This is a genomic window from Undibacterium sp. Rencai35W, from assembly GCF_049340185.1.
Taxonomy (GTDB): Bacteria; Pseudomonadota; Gammaproteobacteria; order Burkholderiales; family Burkholderiaceae_D; genus Undibacterium.
Genome location: NZ_JBMPPC010000006.1, coordinates 236,569 through 259,755, shown reverse-complemented (window position 1 = coordinate 259,755; position 23,187 = coordinate 236,569). Strand labels below are relative to the sequence as shown.

The 23,187-nt window shown below is 47.7% G+C and carries 21 protein-coding genes; 14 read left to right on the top strand and 7 right to left on the bottom strand.

What is annotated here, in order from left to right; all coding sequences use genetic code 11:
• Positions 1 to 51 precede the first annotated feature (51 nt).
• The 3 genes from ACO0K3_RS15045 (at position 52) to tal (ending at position 3,834) form a co-directional block, all read left to right on the top strand.
• On the top strand, positions 52 to 1,548 hold the full coding sequence (locus ACO0K3_RS15045; RefSeq protein ID WP_422957212.1) for a DEAD/DEAH box helicase: 1,497 nt from the start codon (positions 52 to 54) through the stop codon (positions 1,546 to 1,548).
• A 192-nt stretch (positions 1,549 to 1,740) separates the two neighbouring features.
• The gene (gene selD / locus ACO0K3_RS15040; RefSeq protein ID WP_422985935.1) at positions 1,741 to 2,796 is read left to right on the top strand and encodes a selenide, water dikinase SelD; all 1,056 of its coding nucleotides are present in this window, start codon (positions 1,741 to 1,743) and stop codon (positions 2,794 to 2,796) included.
• 102 nt (positions 2,797 to 2,898) lie between these two features.
• On the top strand, positions 2,899 to 3,834 hold the full coding sequence (tal, locus tag ACO0K3_RS15035; protein WP_422985933.1) for a transaldolase: 936 nt from the start codon (positions 2,899 to 2,901) through the stop codon (positions 3,832 to 3,834).
• Between the two features lie 177 nt (positions 3,835 to 4,011).
• Here the strand turns inward: tal and ACO0K3_RS15030 are convergent, their stop codons facing one another.
• The 3 genes from ACO0K3_RS15030 to ACO0K3_RS15020 form a co-directional block, all read right to left on the bottom strand.
• The gene (locus tag ACO0K3_RS15030) at positions 4,012 to 4,608 is read right to left on the bottom strand and encodes a HupE/UreJ family protein (protein WP_422985931.1); all 597 of its coding nucleotides are present in this window, start codon (positions 4,606 to 4,608) and stop codon (positions 4,012 to 4,014) included.
• Positions 4,609 to 4,721: 113 nt separating this feature from the next.
• Positions 4,722 to 5,159 carry a ribonuclease HI gene (gene rnhA / locus ACO0K3_RS15025; RefSeq protein ID WP_422961747.1) on the bottom strand — a complete coding sequence of 146 codons (438 nt, stop codon included), beginning with the start codon at positions 5,157 to 5,159 and terminating at the stop codon, positions 4,722 to 4,724.
• On the bottom strand, positions 5,152 to 5,985 hold the full coding sequence (locus ACO0K3_RS15020) for a class I SAM-dependent methyltransferase (RefSeq protein ID WP_422985929.1): 834 nt from the start codon (positions 5,983 to 5,985) through the stop codon (positions 5,152 to 5,154). Before ACO0K3_RS15020 ends, rnhA begins: the two co-directional genes overlap by 8 nt.
• 8 nt (positions 5,986 to 5,993) lie before the next feature.
• Here ACO0K3_RS15020 and gloB point away from each other — a divergent pair, with 8 nt between their 5' ends.
• From gloB to ACO0K3_RS15005, 3 genes are all read left to right on the top strand, one after another.
• Positions 5,994 to 6,833 (top strand): hydroxyacylglutathione hydrolase, encoded by an 840-nt coding sequence (gloB, locus tag ACO0K3_RS15015; RefSeq protein WP_422985927.1) that lies wholly within the window; start codon positions 5,994 to 5,996, stop codon positions 6,831 to 6,833.
• A gap of 151 nt (positions 6,834 to 6,984) precedes the next feature.
• Complete coding sequence (gene earP, locus ACO0K3_RS15010) at positions 6,985 to 8,151, top strand: elongation factor P maturation arginine rhamnosyltransferase EarP (RefSeq protein ID WP_422985925.1); 1,167 nt, start codon at positions 6,985 to 6,987, stop codon at positions 8,149 to 8,151.
• Between the two features lie 160 nt (positions 8,152 to 8,311).
• Positions 8,312 to 8,887 (top strand): elongation factor P, encoded by a 576-nt coding sequence (locus ACO0K3_RS15005; protein WP_262838891.1) that lies wholly within the window; start codon positions 8,312 to 8,314, stop codon positions 8,885 to 8,887.
• Between the two features lie 94 nt (positions 8,888 to 8,981).
• On the opposite strand, the gene ACO0K3_RS15000 is transcribed toward ACO0K3_RS15005, so the two are convergent.
• On the bottom strand, positions 8,982 to 9,407 hold the full coding sequence (locus tag ACO0K3_RS15000) for a hypothetical protein (RefSeq protein ID WP_422985923.1): 426 nt from the start codon (positions 9,405 to 9,407) through the stop codon (positions 8,982 to 8,984).
• A gap of 334 nt (positions 9,408 to 9,741) precedes the next feature.
• Here ACO0K3_RS15000 and ACO0K3_RS14995 point away from each other — a divergent pair, with 334 nt between their 5' ends.
• Together ACO0K3_RS14995 and ACO0K3_RS14990 are read left to right on the top strand one after the other, a co-directional pair.
• On the top strand, positions 9,742 to 11,325 hold the full coding sequence (locus ACO0K3_RS14995) for an ABC transporter substrate-binding protein (protein WP_422985921.1): 1,584 nt from the start codon (positions 9,742 to 9,744) through the stop codon (positions 11,323 to 11,325).
• A 101-nt stretch (positions 11,326 to 11,426) separates the two neighbouring features.
• Positions 11,427 to 12,254, top strand: a complete 828-nt coding sequence (locus ACO0K3_RS14990) for a class II glutamine amidotransferase (protein WP_422985919.1) — start codon at positions 11,427 to 11,429, stop codon at positions 12,252 to 12,254.
• Positions 12,255 to 12,400: 146 nt separating this feature from the next.
• Here the strand turns inward: ACO0K3_RS14990 and ACO0K3_RS14985 are convergent, their stop codons facing one another.
• The 3 genes from ACO0K3_RS14985 to ACO0K3_RS14975 all read right to left on the bottom strand — a co-directional run bounded on the left by ACO0K3_RS14985 (position 12,401) and on the right by ACO0K3_RS14975 (position 16,555).
• Positions 12,401 to 14,020: a thioredoxin family protein gene (locus ACO0K3_RS14985; RefSeq protein WP_422985917.1), complete on the bottom strand. Its 1,620-nt coding sequence runs from the start codon at positions 14,018 to 14,020 to the stop codon at positions 12,401 to 12,403.
• 246 nt (positions 14,021 to 14,266) lie between these two features.
• Entirely contained in the window at positions 14,267 to 14,605 is a 339-nt protein-coding gene (locus ACO0K3_RS14980) for an energy transducer TonB (RefSeq protein ID WP_422985915.1), read from the bottom strand.
• Between the two features lie 603 nt (positions 14,606 to 15,208).
• Positions 15,209 to 16,555, bottom strand: a complete 1,347-nt coding sequence (locus tag ACO0K3_RS14975) for an MFS transporter (protein WP_422985913.1) — start codon at positions 16,553 to 16,555, stop codon at positions 15,209 to 15,211.
• 140 nt (positions 16,556 to 16,695) lie between these two features.
• Between ACO0K3_RS14975 and cyoA the strand changes: the two genes are divergently transcribed.
• From cyoA to ACO0K3_RS14945, 6 genes are all read left to right on the top strand, one after another.
• The gene (gene cyoA, locus ACO0K3_RS14970; protein ID WP_422985911.1) at positions 16,696 to 17,748 is read left to right on the top strand and encodes a ubiquinol oxidase subunit II; all 1,053 of its coding nucleotides are present in this window, start codon (positions 16,696 to 16,698) and stop codon (positions 17,746 to 17,748) included.
• Positions 17,749 to 17,750: 2 nt separating this feature from the next.
• Positions 17,751 to 19,769: a cytochrome o ubiquinol oxidase subunit I gene (gene cyoB / locus ACO0K3_RS14965; RefSeq protein WP_422985909.1), complete on the top strand. Its 2,019-nt coding sequence runs from the start codon at positions 17,751 to 17,753 to the stop codon at positions 19,767 to 19,769.
• A gap of 61 nt (positions 19,770 to 19,830) precedes the next feature.
• Complete coding sequence (cyoC, locus tag ACO0K3_RS14960; protein ID WP_422985975.1) at positions 19,831 to 20,427, top strand: cytochrome o ubiquinol oxidase subunit III; 597 nt, start codon at positions 19,831 to 19,833, stop codon at positions 20,425 to 20,427.
• The gene (cyoD, locus tag ACO0K3_RS14955) at positions 20,424 to 20,927 is read left to right on the top strand and encodes a cytochrome o ubiquinol oxidase subunit IV (protein ID WP_422985907.1); all 504 of its coding nucleotides are present in this window, start codon (positions 20,424 to 20,426) and stop codon (positions 20,925 to 20,927) included. The genes cyoC and cyoD overlap by 4 nt, the downstream gene beginning before the upstream one ends.
• Positions 20,924 to 21,796 (top strand): SURF1 family protein, encoded by an 873-nt coding sequence (locus tag ACO0K3_RS14950; protein WP_422985905.1) that lies wholly within the window; start codon positions 20,924 to 20,926, stop codon positions 21,794 to 21,796. Before cyoD ends, ACO0K3_RS14950 begins: the two co-directional genes overlap by 4 nt.
• Before the next feature lie 54 nt (positions 21,797 to 21,850).
• A complete protein-coding gene (locus ACO0K3_RS14945; protein ID WP_422985903.1) occupies positions 21,851 to 23,176 on the top strand; it encodes an ATP-binding protein in 1,326 nt (441 codons plus the stop codon).
• Positions 23,177 to 23,187: the final 11 nt, after the last annotated feature.

The window sequence follows — 23,187 nt, the reverse complement described above, 5'->3', positions numbered from 1 at the left end:
TTGCAATCGTATCTACGTTTGCTTTGCGCTGATTTTTAACGAAAGATTAGAATGACTTTTGAAGCATTAGGCTTACACACGTCCGTTATCCGCGCTCTCACTGATGCTGGCTACACCAAGCCAACCGGTGTTCAAGAACAAGCTGTTCCGGCTGCGATCAGCGGCCGTGATTTATTAGTATCCTCACAAACAGGCTCAGGCAAAACTGCCGCCTTCATGTTGCCAGCACTGCACAAATTTGCGACTGCAGCAGAAACTGCATTAGAGTCCCCGGGCAAAACACCCAACCAAGCACAACAGTCAGCACGTGCCCGTGGTGATCGTCCGCGTTTCGTTGCAGCAAAACCAAAAATGCTGGTATTGACACCAACACGTGAACTGGCTTTGCAGGTAACAACGGCAACCGATAAATACTGCGCTTACATGCGTCGCGTCAAAGCCGTCTCCATTCTGGGAGGCATGCCTTATCCGAAACAAATGCAATTGCTGTCACGTAATCCAGAGATCCTCGTAGCGACACCTGGTCGTTTGATCGACCACATGGAATCCGGCAAAATCGATTTCTCCGAACTAGAAATTCTGGTTCTGGATGAAGCAGACCGCATGCTGGATATGGGTTTCATTGACGATATCGAAAAAATCGTCGCTGCCACACCAGAATCACGTCAAACCATGTTGTTCTCCGCAACACTGGATGGTGTTGTTGGCAATATGGCTCGTCGTATCACTAAAGATCCAATGATCATCCAGATCGCCGGATCGGCATCCAAGCATGAAAATATTCAGCAAAAAGTCCATTTCGTGGATGATCTGTCTCACAAAAATCGTTTGCTGGACCACTTGCTGCGCGACGAAACAGTGGATCAGGCTGTGATCTTCACTGCCACCAAACGTGATGCAGATACGATCGCCGATCGTCTGAATATCGCTGGTTTCGCAGCGGCTGCATTGCATGGCGATATGCATCAAGGCGCACGTAACCGCACACTCGACGCATTGCGCCGTGGTCAGGTTCGCGTTCTGGTAGCAACAGACGTAGCGGCACGTGGTATCGACGTCCCAGCAATTACTCACGTATTCAACTACGATTTGCCGAAGTTCCCTGAAGATTACGTCCACCGTATCGGCCGTACTGGTCGTGCTGGCCGCAATGGCGTGGCAGTTTCTCTGGTAAATCACGCAGAAGGCATCAACGTAAAACGTATTGAGCGCTTCACCAAGCAATTAATCCCTGTCGATGTAATTGAGGGTTTTGAACCGAAGAAAACAGCGTCACCTGCCCGTAGCGCAGCACGTAAGCCAAGCGGCTGGCGTCCAGGCGACAGCCGTAGTGCTAACACAGGCACTGGCGGCGGCTATCGCGGCAATAATGCAGCGAACGGCAACCGCAGCGAAGGCACAGGCTACGGCGCAAGCAAGCCAGGCCAACGTACTTTCAGCAAGCCAGCTGGTAGCACCGCCGGTGCGCCACGCAAAGAAGGTAGCGGCGGTTACAAAGGCACTCGTTCAGGCGATACCGGTGCACGTCGCTCTTTTGGCGATCGGTAATCGACTGGTCAGCAGGCAATAAAAAGCTTCAGTTGTAAGCAAAAAATAAAAGCGATCACTTTATGTGGTCGCTTTTTTTATATTGGCTATCACGATAGAGACTTATACATAGAGCAGTTATCTCGTTTACACTAAGCGATTAGACCATAACAGAATTATTCTGCAAATTACCTCACCCCATCAAGCCTCAAAATGACCTCAAGTACAGTACCTGTTCGACTAACTTCTTTTTCTCATGGCGGCGGCTGCGGTTGCAAAATAGCGCCTGGTGTATTGTCCGAGATTTTAAAAAAATCGACAGGATTCCCCGTTCCTGCTGCTTTGATGGTGGGGATAGAAACCGCCGATGATGCTGCCGTATATAAGCTCAATGAAGAACAGGCGCTGATTGCGACAACTGACTTCTTTATGCCCATTGTTGATGATCCCTTCGATTTCGGGCGGATCGCAGCAACCAATGCGATTTCTGACGTCTATGCAATGGGCGGCACACCGATTATGGCCTTAGCTTTGGTTGGCATGCCCGTCAATCAATTACCCATTGATGTAATTGGGAAGGTCATCCAGGGAGGCGAATCGATTTGTGCTGAAGCTGGGATACCAATTGCAGGCGGACATACCATCGACTCTGTTGAACCTATTTATGGTTTAGTCGTGCTGGGCTTAGTACATCCGTCCAAAGTCAAACGCAATGCAGGTGCCAAAGTCGGCGATAAACTGATACTGGGTAAGCCACTAGGCGTAGGTATACTATCTGCCGCGCTTAAAAAGCAAGCTTTAGATGATGCCGGTTATGCCAGCATGATCAGCAATACCACCAAACTCAATCGCCCGGGAATCGCTTTATCCAACATGGCAGGCGTGCATGCACTAACCGATGTTACTGGCTTTGGTTTATTGGGTCATTTATTGGAAGTGTGCAGAGGCGCAGGCGTTGCCGCAACATTAAGCATGTCCGGGATTCCCCTGCTGCCAAATGTCCTGGCATTGGCCGAGGCCGGGTATATCACCGGAGCATCAGGGCGAAACTGGGCAGCCTATGGCACAGATGTTTTACTCGATCAAAAAATCACAGCAACTCAACAGGCTTTGCTAAGCGATCCGCAAACATCGGGAGGCCTGCTGGTCGCCTGCGCCCCCGATGATGTCCCGGCAGTACTGGCACTATTCCAAGCGGAACATTTTTCGGAAGCAGCGGTAATAGGAGAAATTATTGCAGGTTCACCAGTTGTCCATGTTGGTACCTGAAGCCATATCATCGTTACACTAACATTTATACTCTGCCTCAATTCCGCACGTTGACTCCGTTCAATTTTACTGACTCACTATTTACCTTCATTTAAGTACATCATGAATCAATTAGAACAACTCAAAAAATACACGACTGTCGTTGCCGATACCGGCGATTTTCAGGCAATGAAAGCTTACACTCCACAAGACGCGACAACCAACCCGTCGCTGATTCTGAAGGCGGTCCAAAAGCCGGAATATCGTCCTATGTTAGAGACGATTATCACCACTCATACAGGTAAATCCATCGATGACATCATCGATCATTTGCTGGTTGCGTTTGGCTTAGAAATTTTGAAAATTGTTCCAGGTCGCGTATCAACAGAAACAGACGCACGCCTATCCTTCGATACGGCGGCCACAGTGGCAAAAGGCCGCAAACTCATCGCCCTGTATGAAGCAGCAGGAATTGCGCGTGACCGTATTCTCATCAAAATTGCATCTACATGGGAAGGTATCCGTGCGGCTGAGATTCTCGAAAAAGAAGGTATCCGCTGCAATATGACATTACTGTTCTGTCTGCCACAAGCCGTTGCCTGCGCAGAAGCTGGCGCGCAACTCATCTCGCCATTTGTCGGCCGTATTTATGACTGGTATAAAAAGCAAACCGGACAAGAAATTTTCGGCGCAGATGATCCAGGCGTTTTATCCGTAAAAAAGATTTATACCTACTACCGTAAGTTTGGCTACGACACCGAAATCATGGGTGCCAGCTTCCGCAATACATCACAAATCCTTGAGTTAGCGGGCTGTGATCTATTAACAATCAGCCCGGATCTGCTACAAAAACTCGCAGACTCAACGACGATCGTATCGGCAAAACTTAATAAAGAAGCCGCTCTGGCATCTGACATGCAAAAAATCAGTCTCGACGAAAAAGCCTTCCGCTTCCAGCTGAACGAAGATCCGATGGCAACAGAAAAACTATCCGAAGGAATACGTCTTTTCTGCGCGGATACTGTGAAGCTTGAGGAATTAATTATGAGCCTAAGTTAAGTTCCTGAGTTTGTACTTCTGATTCGATTGCAAAGAATTGGTATGAAATAAAAAAGGCACAAAATGTGCCTTTTTATTCAAAACTATCATCAGTCAGTATTCGCATCAAGAGATGCGCTCATGTCAGAATACAAAATGACGAATCAGGTATTTATTTGAGCGATAGCAGGATTCAAATCATGCCAGCATACTGTACAAACCCGTACACGCAATTCCAACACCACCAAGCTGTACTAAGGACCTCCATCTAGAATTACTTGCGAACCAGGACAAACCCAAACCACAGGCATGTAACAATAGTGTTGCAATAACGAAACCGCCACCTGCTAGTAACATCGAAGAGCTCGCGGATATTTCCTTCCCATGCGCATACCCATGCAAAGCGCCAAACACAGATACGATAAGCGTCGCTGACCATAATGGCATTTTGACGGCAAAAGCGATTAACAGGCCAAGTACCGCTAGCGAGCTTGCTATACCTGGTTCAACCAGCGGCAATGGATAACCGGAGCGCGCAAACACGGCGCCTGCCACCATCATCAGCGGGAAACAAACAGGCAATACCCATAAAGCTGCGCGCTTATTTTGCGCAGCCCATAAACCTATCGCGACCATCGCCAGAATATGATCCAGCCCGGAAAACGGATGCGCAAATCCATCGGCAAATCCCATCACCTCCATATGCACGCCATCATGTGCGAAAGCCGACAAGGCATATACGGATAAGAGGCCGCCAATAACAGCCCGGTATAAGGTTTTTTCGCTGATACGCACTTTATTCTCTCCTATAAAAGCGCACTTATTTGGCGCAGATCGTCAATAGTATTTATTTTGAGCAAAAAGTATGCCTTGCGCTTGCTTGGCCGGGCTTGATCGGACTTAACCGCTTACGACAGTACGGATTCAACGCCGCGATTCGCTAATTGATCCGCCCGCTCATTACCTGGATGTCCGGCATGTCCCTTCACCCACTTCCATTCAATCTGATGAGTAGCCTGAGCCTGATCGAGTTGCTGCCACAAATCGACGTTCTTTACGGGCGCTTTGGATGCCGTCTTCCAGCCTTTGGCCTTCCATCCCTGTATCCATTCTGTAATCCCTTTTAAAACATACTGACTATCAGAGTGCAAGGTGATATGGCAAGGGCGCTTTAGCACCGACAAAGCCTGAATTACTGCCATCAATTCCATGCGGTTGTTAGTCGTATCTTTTTCACCGCCAAACATTTCTTTCTTGTTCTCACCGGCAATCAACAAGGCCCCCCAGCCACCCACGCCCGGATTACCTTTGCAAGCACCATCTGTAAAAATTTCTATCTTATCCATGATTCTTATTGCGATTGGTCACGGGCACTGCATTGCCGCGTGCTGCACGTTTATGCTTCCATGCTGGACCAATTAAATGCATTCCTTTAATCCGTTTAATTGCTTGTATAGTGTAAGTTGCGCCGAAATAAGGCCACCACCTCGATCCCGCATTTTCCATCAAACCGCTGCGCTTTAGCCATTTCTCCGCCCGAAACGGTGGTGCATAACAGCCAAAATCGGTGTGATTCACCTCCATATTCAAAAGCTTAAGCCAGTCTTTCATCCTCGGCACGCTGATGAAATCACCTTCTTTCGGTAAAAAATAATTCCCGGCAAGACGCCCTGCCGCTTGCCGGGCACCCCACAGACTTGCACGATTAAATCCGCAAATAATCACGCGGCCTTCAGGAATCAAAATCCGCTCTACCTCACGCAAAATCTGATGGGGTTCTTCGGCAAATTCTAATATGTGTGGCAAGACAACGAGATCAATACTATGCGAATCAAACGGCAGTTCACAAAAATCGTGACAAAGCACGATAGGCGGCACAACAGGATTCACACGATCTGACATATCGGCCGCATCAGATAAGTCAGATATAGTCACCATGTCACGTTGCTTAGCTGGTGATGCTAGCAAGCTGTTATTCGTCCGCCATTTATTAGGCATACGATTCGCTCTCAAGGCATCAATTTGTGGCAAGCCGATTTGCAATGCATTAAAGCCAAAAATATCTACAGTCAGCTGATCGAGCAATGTCTGTTCCCATTCGAGAATATAGCTGCCTGCTGGCTGAACCAGCCATGCACCGAGGTCTATAATGGGACTTTTATCTGTATTCATCTCAAATTATGATTAGTCTGGACAACTCGCCAAATGCATTTTCAGCCCAGCATCCGGGTAGCAAAAAAGCTGCGCTCAGTATATTGACTGTACCCGCATTTGACGACAACTATCTGTGGCTTATTCATAACGGCGCAAATGCAGTCGTTGTGGATCCAGGCGATGCCAATGCCATCATTGCTGCACTAGATTTACATCAATTACGCTTAACAGCTATTTTACTCACACACCACCATAACGATCATATAGGTGGTGTTCCGTCATTATTGCAACACTATAAAGTCCCAGTCTACGGCCCGGAGAATGATGGTATCGCCGCAGTAACTCATCCTTTACAGCAAGATCAAAAATTGACTTTATCAGAAATAGGGTTAACGCTGAATGTACTGGCAGTACCAGGCCATACCTCTGGTCATATCGCTTACTTCGCCCCTGAGCAGCATTGGTTGTTTTGTGGCGACACCTTATTTGCCGGTGGCTGCGGACGTTTATTTGAAGGCACACCTACGCAAATGCTGCAATCACTGGATCGTTTAGCAGCATTACCAGAGGACACCGAAGTGTACTGCGCCCATGAATACACGATGTCTAATTTGCGCTTTGCCAGAGAAATAGAGCCGGATAATCAAGCGTTACTGACACGTATCGCCGTCGAACAAAAAAAACGTGATGAAAATATCCCGACCATACCAAGTCAGATCGGCCTGGAAAAACAAACCAATCCATTTTTGCGTATCAGGGAAACTGCTGTCATTCGTCGCTTAATCGACGCTGGTAAAATCTCGGCAAATCAAAGTGACGCGAGCAACTTTGGTGCTTTGCGCGAATGGAAAAATAATTACCGCTAGACGATGCCTCAAGGCATATGCCAACTGATCAGAATGCAGTGAGGCTTACTGCATTGCTTCTCATGTCCTTCATCACACTTTTTATCACACTCTTTATCACATTCACTAATAGCAATGCTGATTAAAAATTGCACAATCTGAACGACTTACTATGCATTTAGAAAAAACGCCGACAACATCGCTCGCAATTTTTTGCAAAGTTGTAGACAACTACGGCGACATCGGCATTTGCTGGCGTCTTGCCAGGCAACTAGAACAAGAACATCAGATCGCCGTCACCTTATGGGTAGACGATTTGCACAGCTTTCAACGAATTTGTCCTGCCGTTAATATTCATTGTGATGAGCAACGGCTCGCTAATGTCGTCATCAAACGTTGGCATAATCAGGAAGCACAGTTTACGCCTGATGATATTGCGGACATTGTGATCGAATTTTTTGCTTGTGATATTCCGCCAGCCTACATTACGGCAATGTCCATGTGCGTGCCGCGTCCGGTTTGGTTAAATCTCGAAGGCCTGACTGCCGAAGAATGGGTGGAAGGTTGCCATACATTACCATCGCCACATCCCAGACTGCCGCTGACAAAGCATTTTTTCTTCCCCGGATTTACTAATAAAACCGGCGGTTTATTACTTGAGGCCGAGCTGGAGAAAAATCGTAAAGCCTTTCAATCCGATCCCGTTGCAATCAGGAATTTTCTTGCGCAATTAGGGGTTACGCCACCGGAAATGACCGCATTCAAAGTCTCTTTATTTTGCTATCCGCAAGCACCTGTTTCAGCATTATTCAAAGCCTGGGAGAGCAGCAGCTCCCCTGTCATTTGCCTGGTGCCAGAAGGAGTCGCCTCATCGGCAGTCGGAATGTTTCTCGGCGAAGAAGCCCTTGCGGGCACCTCGTCAACGCGGGGCGCATTGACAGTTCGCGTACTGCCTTTTGTTCCCCAGCCAGACTACGACAAACTGCTGTGGGCATGTGATCTCAACTTTGTAAGGGGGGAAGATTCTTTTGTCCGCGCTCAATGGGCAGGCAAGCCATTCATCTGGCATATTTATCCTCAAGACGAGAACTTGCATCACGTTAAATTGAAAGCATTTTTACAGCGTTATTCGCCGGACATTGCGAGTGCTATCACATTCTCCTTAGCCTGGAACAACGCTCTGAATCATGAGGATGCTGTTGACTGGTCCTTAATGTGGCCATCGTTTCTGGCAGATATACAAAAAATTACGAATCGCTCTATCGATTGGCAAGCGCAATTGCACAAAAATGGTGATTTAAGTAGCAATTTACTCAGGTTTGCCCGCTTACTTAAGTAATTAGCGGGTAAAAATGAGGTAAAATGTGCGGTTAATTTTTGACGTATTTGAAAACGACTTATCTAATTCAATCAGACGTAGGCTTGCAAGGCTCACTACCCAAAGTAGCCAGTAGGTGACAGATGATTTTTATGCAACCACCTTTTTACGTATATTCACTATGAAACCTGCAAAAGAAATTCGTGTTGGCAACATTATTATGGTCGACAGCAAGCCTATGATCGTTTTGCGTTCTGATGTCAATGGCTCCAGCCGCACGGGCTTCACCTACAAGTGGAAGATGAAGAATCTGCTGACAAACAGCCCGCAAGAAAACGTATTCCGCGGCGATGACAAATTCGACGTCGTTGTACTGGACAAAAAACCGGTTACCTATTCTTACTTTGCCGATCCTTTGTTTGTATTCATGGATGCGGACTATGAGCAGTACGAAATTGAAGAAGAAAATTTGGGCGATGCATTGCATTACCTGAAAGACGGCATGGAATGCGAAGCGATTTTCTATGATGGCAAAGCCATCTCGGTCGAATTGCCAACGACGATCGCACGTCAGGTTATCTACTCTGAGCCAGCAGTTAAAGGCAATACATCAGGCAACGTGTTAAAAGAAGCGAAGATCGAAAATGCGATCGAAGCGCATTGCCACACAGTTCAAGTGCCACTGTTTGTGAGCCAGGATGATGTAATCGAAATCGATACGCGTACCAACGAATACAAGCGCGTAGTACGTAACTAATACTCGTTGTATTTGCCGGAATACCGGAGTAAAAAAAGCTGCCGCACCTGTTAATCAGGCCGGCAGCTTTTTTTCGCCCATCGATTTGGTAGCGCTAACTACCGGATTTGACTATCTTGATTCCAAATTTGTAAGCCTCTGATGCGATGGCGTCAGGACTTGCCTTCGCAGGACTTACGCTGACCAAAGAAAAACGATAAGCGCCATAGCTAGCATCACCTGGCAAATTCATCGCGGGCGGTGCAGATGTTCCGATTACCAGTTTTTCTTCCGCCTTACCACTCATACTGACTTTTACACTCACTGTTGCCTGCCCTGCCCAGACGCAGCGCGTATTCACAGGGCAGCGACTATCGGTAACATCCGTCACTTCAAGTTTTAACACCCCGTCTGCAGAAGTCACTGGTTGATGATAAGCAAGCGAGATCACTTGTGGTTCCTGATCAGTCATCGCAATTTTCTCCGGAGGTTTTGCAGCACAGGCACTCATCGTCAGTCCTGATGCCAGCAGTATCAACATAGCAGTCATTGAAGTTTGGCTCTGGCGAATACCTTGAAAAATTCGCTGGAGTCCAGATTGAGCAAATACAGGCATAACGTCTCCACATAAAATGAAACCGAAACCGATTAAACATAATCGACAAGATTGTCAGATTAACATAATTAAAAGCAAATGAATAAGGAATGCCACTCCAGATTTTCTGACCAACTCGCCCATCCCTTATACCTTGACAGCATATAAACAGACGCATTGATTCTTTTACTTTATGCTAAGCAAGACCTACTATCGCTTTTTTGAACGCAGCATGGTACCTAAGAAGCGTTCAGGCATTTTTAAGACACGGAGTAATACCATGCGTTTATTCGCACGTACGACATTGGTCGCATTAAGCACGGCCAGCGCATTGCTGTTTGGCGCAATCTGGACCAGTCATAGCGAGGCCGCTGATTTGCGTATAGGCTTATCGGCTGATGTAACCTCATTTGATCCGCACTACGTCAATAGCGGACCTAATAATTCTTTTGCTTTTCACGTGTTCGATGCATTGGTTAATGTCGACGCCAACGGCAATCTCGTGCCTGGATTGGCAACATCCTGGAAGGCGATCGATCCATTAACCTGGGAGTTCAAATTACGTCATGGCGTAAAATTTCATGACGGATCGGAGCTGACGTCGGCTGACGTCATTTTTTCACTGGATCGCCCGGCCACACTGCTCACTAGCCCTGGTCCTTTCACCAGCTACACCAGACAAATCGTCGGCAAACAAGCCGTCGATGCCTATACCGTTCGCTTAAAAACAGCAATGCCTTACGGGCCGCTGCCATTGGATGTTAATTCGATTTTTATCGTCTCGAAAAAAATTACTCAAACAGCGAGTACTGATGATTTCAACAGCGGCAAAGCGATGATCGGCACCGGCCCGTTTAAATTCATCAAAGCCAAACGTGGCGAGAGTATTGAGCTGATTCGCAATGATCAGTATTGGGGTGAAAAACCCACTTGGGACAAAGTGACTTTTCGCATACTGACCAGCGGCGCACCACGCATTGCCGCCTTGCTGGCGGGAGATGTAGACGCCATCGACGGCGTGCCGCCTGCAGACCTGCCGAAGCTGAAAATGAACCCTAAGATCAAGTTAGAACAAAAAATTTCCTGGCGAACGATTTTCTGGCATCTGGACCAACAGACACGCGTATCACCTTACATAACGGACAAGGCTGGCAAACCTCTGCCGAGTAATCCCTTTCATGATATCCGCGTGCGTAAAGCGATTTCCAAAGCAATCAATCGTCAGGCCTTAAGCGATCGCATCTTAGAAGGCCTTGCCGTCCCCGCATCGAATATCGTGGCACCGGGCATCCTCGGCTACGACGACAGCTTAAAGATCGAAGCCTACGATCCGGAAGGGGCAAAAAAATTACTCACAGAAGCGGGCTACCCAAACGGTTTCGCCCTGACGCTGCATGGCCCGAATAATCGCTACATCAACGATGAGCAAGTAGTACAGACTGTCGCTCAATTCCTAAGCAAAATTGGCATTCAAACCAAAATTGAAACCTTACCAATGACCGTATATTTGCCAAGAGCCGCTAAAAGCGAGTTCAGCATGTCGTTACTCGGCTGGGGCACTCTGGCAGGCGATTTTGCACTTCGGACGGTTACCGGGACAGTGAATCCAGAAACTGGCTGGGGAAGCTGGAATTGGGGCAAATATAGCAATACCGCTTTAGACGACCTCATCCGCAACTCGCTGGGCTCCGTTGAGGACAGCAAGCGTCGTGACTTCGCCAAAAAGGCCATGGGGCTGGCAATGAGAGACTATGCAGTGATTCCATTGCATCATCAGTACGCAACCTGGGCGTTGCGAAAAGGCCTCAAATATACGGCAAGAACCGACGAATTTACCTTCGCACAGAACTTCAAAGCCGAATAAATGAAAAATAATTGCAATTAAGTGTAAATAATTTACACCTTACTTCATAGCAAGAGTATTTTAGGCGTAGTACCTTGTTTTTAGTGTCAGGATAGCAGGCGATGTGTCAGTTACTTGGAATGAATTGCAATAACCCCGCTGAGATCACTTTCTCGTTTGAAGGATTTTCAGCGCGTGGCGGTCTGACGGATGAACACAAGGATGGCTGGGGTATTGCTTTTTATCACGGCTCTGGTTGTCGCTTATTCACTGATCACCTGTCTTCCATCACCTCGCCCCTGGCCGAGATGATCAAACGCAATCCCATCAAATCCTGCAACGTCATTGCGCATATACGCAAAGCGACCCAGGGCACAATCATTCTGGAAAATAATCATCCCTTCATGCGTGAGCTATGGGGGCGGTACTGGATCTTTGCCCACAATGGTGATCTGAAAAATTTCCATCCCGAATTACAAGGCCTCTACCATCCGGTTGGTGAAACAGATAGTGAATTGGCGTTCTGCCATCTGATGGAAGGCCTGCGTACGCGCTTTCCAGATGCCAGCGCACAGACCATTCCAGAATCAGATGTCCTGTTCGATGCAATCACCGATATCACGCGAGAAATCGCCTCACACGGTGTATTCAACTTTATGCTGTCTAACGGCGATGCTCTTTTTGCACACTGCTCCACCAACTTACACTATGTCGTGCGTGAGTATCCATTCTCTACCGCGGCCTTGATCGACTGCGACAAGAGCATCGATTTTAGTCAATTTAATAAGCCTGACGATAAAATCGCCGTGATTGCTACCAAACCACTCACATCCGATGAAGCATGGTCCGCATTCCACCCGGGTGAACTGAAGATGTTCCTTGCAGGCCATCCGGCGAAAGGTGTTTTGGTTCCAGCTGCTATCAGTGAACCAATTCCAGAATTGGTTTAAGCATTCAATGTTATTGTAGTCGTGCATAAAAACACGGTATGCTCACATATAAATAATACTAAAAGCGCCTTTCAGCACTTGCCTGAAGATAAAAAAACAGCTCACATGCTTTTCAGCCTGTGAGCTGTTTTTTTATCAGGAGTGTCTCAAGATTTAGCATTGCTCAGAACAGCCTGACATGCTGCCCGTTGCGGATCATTTGCCGGCAATTTTGCACAAATGCCGTCGAGTTGTGTGCGGACTTTTTGGAAAGAAGCTTGATGTTTACCGTCCTTATTCCATTCCAATAGCTTTTTTCCCATACGATCCAGATAGGCGCGGTTACGCTCATAAAATGCGTTTTCGGTAGTGCCAATTTCTGCCAGTACGCTCTGCACTGCTTTTTCTATGCGTGCATCTTCCGATGGCGCCAATTCTGTCAAACCACTGACGTAACTGGAGCCCCACTGCAAACGCGTTGCAGGACCTTTGGCAGCGTTATAGGCTTGCTCATACCAGTTCACGGCGGCAGCTTTATCACCGCGCTTCTTGGCATTCGACGCTAAGCTGGACATGAAATAATATGGCGAATGCGAGCGCTTTAATTCTGCCTTCAGCAGATTGTCAGACTCGTCCAGCATTCCCGCAGAGCCATACGCATGCGCAGCAGCATTCACGACTGATTGACGCTCATAGGCATCTGTCGTCGCCTGCTCAATCTGCGTTACACGTTTTTGAATATCTTTCAGAAAACCAGGCTCAGGTTTGGCGTTATCTAATTTAGCCAGCGTCGCTAAACCATTGACGGCACCTAAACGATCCGTTTTTGACAGGGTTGTGTCATCGGCCAGTTTAAGCAAAGCGGCATTCAGTGCCACAATCAACTTACTTCTGGTATCGGTTTTAGGTGCGCTGAGATAATCCAGTAACTCAGCGGGACTACCGGTGACGATGTCCATATTATCCCTGGCGAGATGAGTATCTCCCAATGCCTTAATCACCTTCTCCAACGCTACGGTCTTGTCAATACTGTTCTGTCCCGGCGGTGTCGAAGCACTCACCGACAAGGCTTTTAAGTATAAGCGGGTCGCATTGGGACCGGCAGGACAAAGCTCAGCCAGACGAAACAAAGTACTTGCAACGTCTTTGTTATTGACCAGCTTTTGCTCAGGATCATCCCAAGAATAATCTGCTAATAAACTCCAGTCCTCAGCGCTGACTTTTTTACTTCCGGCCAAAGCAAGCTTCAGACTGTCTTGCACTGACAAACTACTGTTCATCGCCGAAACCAGCACTTGCAAATATCGTTCAGCATCAACCTCACCAGGTAAGCGCGTGATTTCAGAACCATCCGGCTTGAACAAGATCATGGTCGGATACCCGCGCACCTTGAAGCGGGCTGCCAGTTTTTGCGCGCCTGGTGTATCACCGTCCAGATACACAGGGATGAAATGACGTGAGCGATCGATAAAATCCTGACGATTAAAAATAGTTGCCTTGACCTGATTGCAAGGCGGACACCAGACGGCACCCCAATATAAAAACAGGGGTTTCTTTGATGCCTTCGCTTGTACAAATGCGGCATCCACATCATTATCTTTACGCCAATCGATACCGCCTGAATCGCTGTGACCGGTTGATGCAGCGACAGGTGCTGCTGATATAGCAGGTTTGTCCACTGCAAAAACGGGATTAGCCAAACATAAAACCAGACCAGCAATAGAAGTCGCCAGTACACCCGGCAATGTGCGTGCAGTGCTGGCAGATAAAGCAGATTGAATTTTCATGAGATCAGATGATTTGCAAAAACCAGAAGTGGCGAGTTCTTTAGTTTAGCAAATATATTAGCGACCAGGGTTCGCGACTCTCCCGGTTAAAGCAGAACATTTTCACGCATGCTTATGCGTTGATCTGCGTTGATCTGCTTTAGCCAGGTTCGCTCAAGTGTTGCATTGTGCTGCGATGATTAAGCAGAGGAAATCAGTGAGGGGTAGTTTTGACAGTGATGTACAAATTAGCGGCCAGATTGATCATCAGGTCAGGCTCCATACATATTCAATTTTTGTCCAGGCTTGCTGAGGTTTGCCGTCTTTTGTCGCTGGCTTGAATTTGCATGCCGTATAAGTTTTCAATGCTGCCTTATCCAGAGTTTTGGAGCCACTGGACTTATCAACTTTAGAGTCCATTACGGCACCATCTGGCCCGACCAGGACTGAGAACACAACCGTACCAGATTCTTCATTCATCAAGGACGCTTTTGGATAGGCTGGTTTCTCACAGGATTGTTTTTCGAGAACAGGCACACTTTCAGAAGCAAATGCAGAAGACGCCGAAATTACGAAGAGGGATGCGATCAGGAATTTTGTCATCATTACACCAGAAATTAAAAAATAGGGATTTGCCCTGACACCACTCGCCAAAAGCAAAGGCGCATAGTGTAACTTTTTAATTTCCACGTGGCAATTATTTCCATAGGAAAATATTTTCTCCCGTAAAAGTGTTTAACTCCAATGGAATATGAGAGGCTTATATGGAACAAAAAACCGAGAAAACGACGCGGCTTATCAGGACTTCGGTGAACTTCGAACTAGCCTTTTAAACAAGATATAGCAGCGCCTGGCAAGATGAATGAGCCCAATGCACTCATACGTCAATGGCCAGTATTGCGAGGCTTGAAGATTTGCGATAACTCGAGGCGATATGTCCGAGTGAGGTTCTTAGAAATTCTATGGATTGAATCCGCAGGCTGGATGCGGCCTCCAGAGGCATTTCACTCCAGAAGGCGCATCAGCATTACGGATTCGGTTTTCGAATTACTCAATAACCCATTATTTATAGAACTAATGCAAAAACCAAACCCGCGCACAACAGAGACGAGCTGACACAGAAAAAGGCAGAAGTCAGCGATTCCATGGAATAGGGAGTTTTTTAACAGCTCCCAATGTAGCGATACAAATTCAATTTACCTCTTTACATCAATTTTTTATCTCAAGTGCACGGTTCAAACTCAGGGCCGCCATGGAACATGCGGCACCAGACAACAAGTACAGGCTGACATACTCCAGACCAAAATGCGACGACAGGCCTAGCGCCACTAAGGGAGCAAACCCCGCACCGACCAGCCAGGAGATATCCGAAGTTAACGCAGCACCGGTATAGCGATATTTAGGTAAAAAATTAGCCGTTACTGCTCCTGCCGCCTGACCGTAAGACAAGCCCAGCACACTAAATCCCAGCAAAATAAAGATATTTTGCCCCAGCTCGCTGCCACCCAATAGTGTCGGTACAAATCCACTCAATACCGCAATCATTAATGCGAGTGAGCCCAATAATTTACGGCGTCCGATACGATCTGCAATCAGGCCAGAAACAATTACTCCACCCGCCATCAGTGCGGCACCAATCATTTGTATGATTAAAAAATGGCTTAGGTCACGTTGTGAATACAAGGTAATCCAGGACAGCGGGAACACTGTCACCAGATGGAACAAGGCATAACTTGCCAGGGCAGCCAACGCACCGATCAGCAAATTACGACCTTGGGAACCAGCCATTTCTACGATGTTGGTTGGCTCCAGTTCTTTTTCATCCAGTAAGTGCGTGTATTCATTAGTGGAGACCAACCTCAATCTGGCAAACAGCGCTACTACATTGATAGCAAACGCGACATAAAAAGGATACCGCCAGCCCCAATCGAGAAAATCGACAGCCGACAGATTTGCCAAAAGATAGGCAAACAATCCTGCCGCAATCATAAAACCAACTGGCGCGCCCAGTTGTCCTAGCATCGCATACCAGCCACGTTTATTCTGAGGTGCATTCAAGGCAAGCAAGGACGGCAAGCCATCCCAGGAACCGCCCAGAGCAAGTCCCTGCCCTATTCTCAGCGCAGACAGCAAGACAATCGACGTCACGCCAAGGTGACTAAATGTCGGCAAAAACGCGATGCCCGCAGTAGAAATGCCTAACAAAAATAAGGCAATCGTCAACTTCGCCTCACGCCCAAGGCGACGCTGTATCTCCATGAAAGCGACCGTCCCAAAAGGACGCGCCAGAAAGGCGAATGAAAAAATAACAAAGGCGTACAGCGTGCCCTCGAGTCTTTGCTCAAAAGGGAAAAATACTTCTGGAAAAACCAGTACCGATGCAATGGCGTACACGAAAAAATCAAAGTATTCCGATGCTCGCCCTATCACAACGCCGATCGCAATCTCTCCGGGTGCAATTGACCCGTGATCGGCTTTGGTATTTCTGGTGTTCTTTGTAGAAGAATCTATAGTGAAGTTTGATTGTTTTTCGCTGCTGCTGATAATGGTCGTCATGGTCGTCTCTGTCGTTATTGCCGGTAACTCTGCGGTTACTCATGTCTGTATGGTTAGGGTAGGACAAAACGTCCAATCGTCAATTTCCGTTACTAGAAGTACAGTAGCACAAATTTTTTTAGTATTGATATAGCTCAAAAATGACTTCACTAATAACTCGGTTCATGTTGGTTTTATTACCAACGGTCTTGCTCGCAGGCTGCAACACCGTTGTAATGAATCCTTCCGGCGATATCGCGGCACAGCAAAGCCATCTTATCTGGGTATCCACCATGCTGATGTTACTGATCATTATTCCCGTGATCATTTTGACATTTTTATTTGCATGGCGATATAGAAAAAATAATACTGCTGCCACGTATGAACCAGACTGGGATCATTCCACCCAACTGGAACTCGTAATTTGGGGCGCTCCTCTGCTGATCATTATTGCACTGGGACTGATCACCTGGATTAGCACCCATACACTGGATCCTTACCGCAAATTGTCACGCATCAGTGAGAACAAGCCCATCCCTGCGGGCACCAAAACGCTGAATGTTGAAGTGGTGGCCTTGGACTGGAAATGGTTATTCATCTACCCCGACCTCGGAATCGCGACGGTGAATGAACTGGCAGCACCTGTAGATGTTCCTGTGCATTTTAAAATCACTGCATCCACTGTCATGAACTCCTTTTTCATTCCTGCCTTGGCGGGTCAGATCTACGCCATGCCCGGCATGGAAACCTCGCTGAATGCAGTGATCAATAAAGCAGGTGAGTTTGATGGTTTTTCCGCTAATTACAGTGGCGCAGGATTTTCGGACATGCGGTTCAAATTTCATGGTCTAAGCGCACAAGATTTTGATCTTTGGGTACAAAAAACCAAGGCACAAGGAAGCACGCTGGCTCGCAACGACTATTTGCAACTGGAAAAGCCTAGTCAACGCGACCCGACACGCCGCTATGCAGCCGTTGACGTGGATCTATATCACGCCATCCTGAACCGCTGTGTTGCAGATGGCGAGGTCTGTATGGACAAAATGATGATGAGCAATGCCAGCGCAAACGCAAAAGCCTATGCTGCATCGGGTATCAAAACCAGTTTCACTAACATGTTTGCTGAGCGCGTAAAGCAAGACAGTACGTCGCGCCTCGCGCTGAATACAGATGCTGATATCTGCTCCGCATCCCCTCTTACCACCGGAAAATAAAGATGCAAGACCACATCGATCTGACAAAGTTGATTTTCGGCCGTCTCACCTGGGATGCCATCCCCTTTCACGAACCCATACTGCTCGCGACATTCATTGCGGTCGGTCTGGGCGGTGCTGCCGTTCTTGGCGCACTCACGTATTTCCGTTTATGGGGCATGCTATGGCGTGACTGGTTCACGAGTATCGACCACAAACGTATCGGCATCATGTATGTAATTTTTGCTTTGGTGATGCTACTGCGTGGCTTTGCAGACGCCATCATGATGCGTCTGCAGCAAGCGCTGGCATTCGGTGATTCCGCCGGTTTTTTGCCACCACATCACTATGACCAGATCTTTACGGCGCATGGCGTGATCATGATTTTTTTCGTGGCGATGCCTTTGGTGACTGGCTTGATGAACTATGTAGTACCGTTGCAGATTGGTGCACGCGATGTGGCGTTCCCTTTCCTAAACAACTTCAGCTTCTGGATGACCGCATTCGGCGGCGGCCTGGTGATGGCGTCACTGTTTGTAGGTGAGTTTGCCCGTACCGGCTGGCTGGCTTATCCGCCGTTGTCCGGGATTCTGGCAAGCCCGGATGTCGGCGTTGATTACTACATCTGGTCACTACAGATTGCTGGTGTTGGCACACTGCTCTCAGGGATTAACCTGATAGCGACGATCGTCAAAATGCGTGCCCCTGGAATGACGATGATGAAGATGCCCGTATTTACTTGGACTGCACTGTGCACCAACGTACTGATCGTTGCTGCCTTCCCGGTCCTGACTGCGGTACTAGGTATGTTGTCATTGGATCGCATGTTCGGCACCAACTTCTTCACTAACGACATGGGCGGCAATGCCATGATGTATGTGAATCTGATCTGGATCTGGGGTCATCCTGAAGTCTATATTCTGGTCTTGCCTGCGTTCGGTATTTTCTCTGAAATCGTATCGACCTTTTGCAGTAAGCGTTTGTTCGGCTATACCTCCATGGTCTATGCAACCGTGGTGATTACGATCTTGTCGTACCTGGTATGGCTGCATCACTTCTTTACCATGGGATCTGGCGCGAGTGTTAATTCGTTCTTCGGCATCACGACCATGATTATTTCTATCCCGACCGGTGCGAAAATATTTAACTGGCTGTTCACAATGTACCGTGGTCGTATTCGCTTTGAATTACCAATGTTATGGACAATCGGTTTCATGATCACCTTCGTTATTGGTGGCATGACGGGCGTATTGTTAGCGGTACCGCCAGCCGATTTCGTTCTGCATAACAGTCTGTTCCTGATCGCTCACTTCCATAATGTGATTATTGGTGGCGTATTGTTTGGTATGTTCGCCGGAATTAACTACTGGTTTCCAAAAGCGTTTGGTTACAAACTCGATGATTTCTGGGGCAAATGCTGCTTCTGGTTCTGGACGATCGGTTTCTACTTCGCTTTCATGCCCTTATATGTACTCGGCCTGATGGGGGTAACACGACGCCTGAGCCATTTTGAAGATCCCTCTTTGCAAATCTGGTTCCAGATCGCCGCATTCGGTGCTTTCTTGATTGCTTTGGGCATCTCCTCCTTCATCATTCAGTTGTATGTCAGCTTTAAACGTCGTGCCTCATTGCGTGACTTTACTGGTGATCCTTGGGGTGGTCGCACGCTGGAATGGTCAACATCTTCTCCACCACCAGCCTATAACTTTGCATTCACACCTAAAGTTTATGACAACGATGCATGGGCTGATATGAAGAGCAATCAATACGCTCGTCCTCAAGATGGTTTTGTCGCGATTCATATGCCAAAGAATACGGGCGCTGGTTTCATCATCGCCTTGCTGAGTGCGGTTTGTGGTTTTGCCTTGATCTGGCAAATGTGGTTGCTGGCAGGCCTAGGCTTTGCCGCAATGATGGTGGCGATTATTGTTCACACTTTCAATTACAAACGTGACTACTACATCCCTGCTGCTGATGTCGTCGCGACAGAAGGCGAACGCACCCGCTTGTTAGGTATCGGCCAAGGTGCGAGCTATGTCTAATACGGTAACTTTTCCAAACGAGGACACAAACTTGAACACCAGTGTAACTTCACACGCAAGCATGCATGCCAGCAGTGACTTCTATGTCAAAGAGTATCATCCGGAAAACGGCACTTTGCTCGGCTTCTGGCTCTACCTGATGAGCGACTGCCTGATCTTCGCCTGCCTGTTTGCGACTTATGCGGTACTCGGTCGTAACTATGCAGGTGGCCCAACAGGCGCAGAACTATTTGACCTGCCGCTAGTTGCGGTCAACACGTCCTTACTGTTGTTGTCATCGATCACCTATGGCTTTGCCATGTTGGAAATGCAGCGTAAGCGTGTTTCCGCTACATTGACCTGGCTTGCCATTACCGGTTTGCTTGGAGCCTGTTTTATTGGCTTTGAGCTGTATGAATTTGTGCATCTGATCCATGAAGGCGCCGGTCCTCAGCGTAGCGGCTTCCTGACCTCGTTCTTCGCCTTAGTTGGTACACATGGTCTGCACGTCACCTTCGGTATTGTCTGGCTGATTACATTGATGTTTCAGATCGGTCGTCATGGCCTTACCCCAGAAAACGGCAGAAGATTGATGTGCCTGTCGATGTTCTGGCATTTTCTTGATGTGGTCTGGATCGGCGTATTTACCTTTGTCTATTTGATGGGAGTCTTGCCATGAGCGCAAACCAAGAACACATGGCGCATGCCCACGGCAGCAGCGGTCATCACGACGAGCATCATGAACATGGTCACATGCATGCCGATCACGGCAGTCTGAAAAGCTATGCCACAGGATTTATCCTGGCAGTAATTTTGACGGCAATCCCATTCTGGTTAGTCATGGGCAAGGTTTTTGATAAATCAAGTACGACTGGATTTATTCTCCTGGGATTTGCGGCAGTACAGATCGTGGTGCATATGGTATATTTTCTGCACATGAATACCAGGTCCGAAGGTGGCTGGTCAATGCTAGCGCTGCTGTTCACCGGCATGCTAGTCTTCATTATGATGAGCGGTTCGCTATGGGTGATGTACCACTTAAATCACAATATGATGCCTGGCATGATGCACGACACCATGCAAGAAACTAAGCCGGAGTCTGTGGTCAGTCCGGTAGCGCCACCGGCTATACCTAAGCAGTCAGCAGATGATATGAAGACTATGCGCCCTATGCCATGAGTCTTATCGAGTCACTCTCGGCAGCACCAAGCGACGGATTTACGATAAAGAGAAATCCATCATCTTCATCCGGCGCTTGGAGGTGGTGGATCTTATGTATCCTCGTCGCAATAACACTTGGATTTATAGCATTAGGAACTTGGCAGATATATCGCTTACAGTGGAAACTGGACCTGACACAAAGAGTAGAACAGCGCGTTCATGCGCCTGCACAAGATGCCCCCGGCTGTAACACGGCATCAACGATCACAGCCCAATCCGACGAATATCGGCATGTCCGTGTGAGCGGTAACTTTGTCGGTTCAAACACAACACGCAACATTCTCGTACTCGCCTCCACGGAACTCGGTCGCGGCTACTGGGTCATCACACCGTTCGAGATCAGTAAAGAATGCGTCGTTCTTATCAATCGTGGTTTTGTGTCGGAAAAAAATGCTGCAATCTGGCAACAGGAATCTGTAAAAAATTCTTCGGCGTCCATCAAGATAGCAAGCGACCAGAGTTCCTCTTCAAATAAAATCGTAGTCACGGGACTACTAAGAATCAGCGAACCGGACGGTACTTTTTTACGCGCAAACAAACCGACAGAACGTCGCTGGTATTCCCGCGATGTCGCAGCAATGGCGGCCTCGTTTGCGATGAGCCATGTTGCTCCTTATTTCATTGACATGGATGCGACGCCGGAGGCAAAAGCATTTGCCAATACAGTACCGGGCGCAACTCCTGCAGGTGGTTTAACCGTCATTCAATTTCATAATAACCACCTGGTCTATGCAATCGTCTGGTACCTGCTGGCACTGATGACCTGCTTCGCTTGTTTCATTCTGATTCGCCAGAAAAGTAATCATGGTGATTCAGTGTCGAGCTAGTAAAATCATTGAATGCCGCCGGGCGACAACCAATCTCTGTGGAGCATCATCTGCATGATCAATTACATCGGCTTGTCTGAAAAACCAAGAGTCAAGGAAACTCAACAAGCCATCGCCAAAGAGTACGAAAACTCCGCGGGTCATAAAAATATGCTGCAACTCATTCAGTTACGCTGGATGGCGGTATTGGGACAACTATCGACTATTTTTATCGTCAGTGTCGAATTCAATATCTATTTGCCGATTTTAAAAATGCTGTTCGTGCTGATCTGCTTAATTGCCTTCAATATCGCCAGTCATCTGCGGTGGCACGAGCGCTCAGTCGTGAGTAACGGTGAGTTATTGTTTGCGCTGCTGGTCGATGTTGCCAGCTTGACCGCGCAGCTGTATCTGAGTGGCGGAACGACCAATCCCTTTTGTCTGCTGTATCTCTTACAGGTCATATTAAGTGCCGTCTTGCTGGAGGCATGGTCGAGCTGGATCATTGCGATGATCTCCAGCGCGTGCCTGGTAGGTCTTTCCGCTTTTTCTATTCCCCTACCCCTCCCGGTTGCAGAAAATGGCGGACTGTCAAAACTTTATATCGCAGGCATGATTATTTGTTTTGTGTTGAATGCCGCACTCTTAGTATTTTTTATTCAACGTATTTCACGCAACCTTCAGGCTCGGGATATTCAACTCGCCGATCTGCGTCAGCAATCGGCTGAAGAAAACCATATTGTCCGCATGGGGCTATTAGCATCCGGTGCAGCTCATGAATTAGGCACGCCACTCGCCACTCTGTCAGTCATTCTCGGCGACTGGAAACGAATGCCTGAATTAAGCAAAAATACCGAACTAATCGAAGAAATCAGCGAAATGCAAACTCAGCTGCAGCGCTGTAAAAGTATCGTGAGCGGCATCTTACTCTCTGCCGGCGAAGCACGTGGAGAGTCTGCGGTCAAAACCACAATGACGACCTTTTTAAATGAAATAGTGCAGGAATTCACGGCTACCCGGCATCCTGTCGGTTTTGAGTTTCTCAACAATATCGGTAACGATATCGCCATCGTTTTTGATACCGCGTTAAAGCAAATGCTCTATAACGTTCTAGATAACGCATTAGAAGCATCACCAGATTGGTTACGATTCGAAATTAAGCGGCAAAACGACATGCTGATCTTCACAGTCACCGATTCTGGCCATGGATTTTCGCCCTCGATACTACCCAGAATCGGAGAACCTTATCAATCAACGAAAGCACAACCAGGCAGCGGATTAGGACTATTTTTTGTAACGAATGTGGCACGAAAATTAGGTGGCAGTATGCGTGTACACAACCGTACCGAGGGAGGAGCGGTAGTCGAACTTACCCTGCCGCTCTCAGCGATCATGCTTTAAAAAAACTGGAA